Source organism: Maledivibacter sp. (genome assembly GCA_025210375.1).
Lineage (GTDB): Bacteria > Bacillota > Clostridia > Peptostreptococcales > Caminicellaceae > JAOASB01.
Map to the genome: position 1 here is coordinate 1 of JAOASB010000021.1, position 3,314 is coordinate 3,314.

Here is a 3,314-nt window from a genome sequence, read left to right on the forward strand (position 1 = left end):
ATGTTTACAATGGGGTTCTCTTAGTTCTCGTCCGTTATCTCTTAGTAGAGTTATTTCCCTTAATGCTTTTGCTTTCATCTTTGTATCTAAGCTTTCAAGAAATTCTTTTACTGGTTCTTTTCCATTTTGGCTTTCGTAAAAATTTATAGTATACATAACCATCTCCTACTAATATAATATGCTATATATGACATATTGTCAATGTTAATTTATGTACCTTCACGGTTGTATTCGTTTAGATATATTTTCATCTCAATATCCTAGTTATTATCTTCGTCATACAGTTCAGTGGCTAATTTAAATCCTATTTTAAAACCATAAACAAAGTGAATTTTAGTTTCTATCACAGAATGCTGTGCTTTAATATCCAATAGATTATTATATATTTGCCTTTGCTCTTGGTTAATTTGCTGTAAAAATTCGTTTTCCATTTTAATAATTTCTGAACTGCTTTTTTCATATTCGTCTGTTCGGGTGAAATTTTCAAATGAGTCAATTTCTCCATTAAATAATTGCTCTATTACTGATTCCATAAAATCCTCCTTTAATTATATGAATAAATCATTCTTACATTGAATTTCACAATAATCAGATGTATAATATATTTACCTCTGCTTATTGTAGAGGCTCATTGAAGCAGTGTTCAAGTTTAGCGGTTTGGCACTGCTTCTTTTATTTTGCCTTTAGGTCATCAGCAATCTTCTTTATTCCCTTACGAACTACATCAGAGCGGTTGCTTTTAAGTTCTTCCACACACTCATCAAGCATATCCATTGTATCTTGGTCTACTCTAATTTGTAATTTTATATTCTTAGGTTTTTCAGAAGGTGGACGACCAATTTTCTTTGGCGACATTGCTTCACCTCTCTTTATGCCAGTACAATAATATTATATATTTGTCATGACAAAAAGTCAACTTATTTATAAAGAAAATACCCACTTTAAAAGCAGGTACTATTAATCATTTCTATTCTAACAAACCTTTTCTCCCCGGTTTATTACCATTTGTAAATTCTATTATATTAATTTTACCATCATTAATTTTAGGTGGCTCCTTGTTTTCTAATATAATAATTTGGATTCCTGATTTTAGGGCTAGTTTTTTAAAGAAATTATCTGCAATAAAGTCTGATACAATTTCATTACTTTTTACATTAGATCGCTCCTTTAGAGATAATAATGGCGAATCCAGTATAACAAAACCATTATGTAAAAAATTATTGGATGTACAGTACTCTAAAAGTGAAATAACCATAGCCGCTGCTAATATTGCTCTATGTCCTTTTCCATTTGATATTCTTAACTTATTATCAAGTCTTATATCCAGTGTCTTTTCGTTAAATTCACAAATATTATATGATGGATAAGCCCAATCAACCAAATAAGTTCAGGTAGATTGGTAAGCTTAGCAAAACGGCTCTTAATCCTATAACCTGTTCCTTCTGGGGCAAGTTCTAAAGCGGATACCACTTCACCAAACTGTGCTGCCCAACTGTCAAAGTGCTTTAATCCTCTACTTTTTAATGCCTTATTTTGAAGGTAACGTTGCATGACAAATAACTCCGTCATGGAATTACTAATAGGCGTTCCTGTTGCAAATACTACCCCTTTTTCACCACCATTAATTTCCTCTATATACTGGGGCTTCATAAGCATATCACTGGCTTTTTTAGCTTTTGATTGTCCTACACCACCAACATTACGCATTTTAGAAAAGATAGCACAATTCTTATAGTAATGGGCTTCATCCAAATAAATAGCGTCTACACCTAATTCCTCAAAGTTAATAATATTGTCCTTTGGGGCATCATGTAAACGCTTAAGTTCAGCTTCTAATTTTTTCTTTTCTGATTCCATTTGCTTTACTGACCAGTTCTGTCCTTGTTCTAACTTAGACCGACCAATACCGTGGATTAAATCATTGATTTGCCTTTGTATCATATGCTCTTGCCGTTCTATGAACACTGGGATTTATAGTGATAGGTAAGGCTTTAATGTTATCTCCACCTTTTGTCGGCTAAGTCAGAGGGATTACTCCCTCCTTCTCGCCTAAGAACCGTACGTGTTGGTTTCCCAACATACGGCTCAAGCATACTTTTATCCTAAGTCTTGGTTATATAAGCCCTGCCGTTTTCTTGTTTTTAATATATTTTAAACAATTTCTTAAAAGGAATATCAGTTTCATTTAATAAAAATCTAAATTGAAAAGATAAGCTTTGATTTCTATAAAACTATTTTCCTTATCTGTTCACAGATATCTTGCTCAGTATACTCAAATACATGACCATCATCATCCGTTATGGGGTGCCCATACTGGCTTAATAATTGCTTTTTTAGGCTATTTTGAAGCAAGAATACCTCTACACATAAAATAATCTTCTAAATATTCTTTCGTAAGCAACATATGAAAAACCTCCATTTGTAGGATAAGATAAAAGTATAGGTTAAAGCTTTAAAGCTACTATTTTACATATGTAGATAATCTATCTCCATAGAAAATCATTAGTTGATTAAGGACTACATCCCAGTTTCTATATCTTAATGTCCACTTTTTCATTATGTTCTGACTAGCTAAATAGAGCATTTTTTCTAGTGACTGATTAGATGGAAAAACGGATTTTGTTTTTGTTACCTTTCTAAATTGGCGATGAAGTCCTTCTATTATGTTAGTAGTATACATAATTCTTCTGACATCTGAAGGAAATTTGAAAAAAGGTGATAAGATATCCCAATTCGACTCCCAACTCTTGATAGCATAGGGATACTTTTCACCCCATTTTTCTTCAAGAGCCATTAGTTCTCTTAAACCCTTACGACACCTACATTCTCACCACCTCTATTTTTTATTACCGTCATAATCTCTCAACCTATTGTAATTTCAACAAATCTTTAATTCTATAATTTAAAATTTCCTATCTAATCATCCTCTAATACATCCTGACCCTATATTTACTAATACATATTTTCTTAATCCTCAATTAGATAGATTTTAGATTTAATCAATAGCTTATAACCTAAGGAAGGACTTACTTTCTATTTAGAAAATAAGTCCTTTCCTTTATCTTTTATTTAATCTTCATATGATATAATTGTATCAATTCCTATTGTATTTGTCTAACCATCCCTAAATCCCTTAACTCCATCTTCTCTTAAATTGACCTTTCCTTAAAATAGGCTTCTCACAACATACATATATAGTTAAAAATTATTAATCAATATTATTTTCTCTTTAACGACACACAAGTCTCCACATATGGTGGGTCCTAGATGTATTTTCTGACACTTGTTTTACTTATTTGCTTTAATAAATTTAG

At 31.6% G+C, this 3,314-nt stretch carries 3 protein-coding genes and 2 pseudogenes; all 5 read right to left on the reverse strand.

The features are described from left to right. Nucleotides 1–260: 260 nt before the first annotated feature. The gene (locus N4A68_06825; GenBank protein ID MCT4564020.1) at nt 261–533 is read right to left on the reverse strand and encodes a hypothetical protein; all 273 of its coding nucleotides are present in this window, start codon (nt 531–533) and stop codon (nt 261–263) included. 139 nt (nt 534–672) lie between these two features. Next, complete coding sequence (locus N4A68_06830) at nt 673–855, reverse strand: ribbon-helix-helix protein, CopG family (protein ID MCT4564021.1); 183 nt, start codon at nt 853–855, stop codon at nt 673–675. 112 nt (nt 856–967) lie between these two features. Then, nucleotides 968–1,381: a hypothetical protein gene (locus N4A68_06835; GenBank protein ID MCT4564022.1), complete on the reverse strand. Its 414-nt coding sequence runs from the start codon at nt 1,379–1,381 to the stop codon at nt 968–970. Next, nucleotides 1,381–1,971: pseudogene (locus tag N4A68_06840) on the reverse strand (DNA helicase). Before N4A68_06840 ends, N4A68_06835 begins: the two are co-directional and overlap by 1 nt. Nucleotides 1,972–2,461: 490 nt before the next feature. After that, nucleotides 2,462–2,800 (reverse strand): annotated as a pseudogene (locus tag N4A68_06845) (transposase). Between the last annotated feature and the right edge of the window lie 514 nt (nt 2,801–3,314).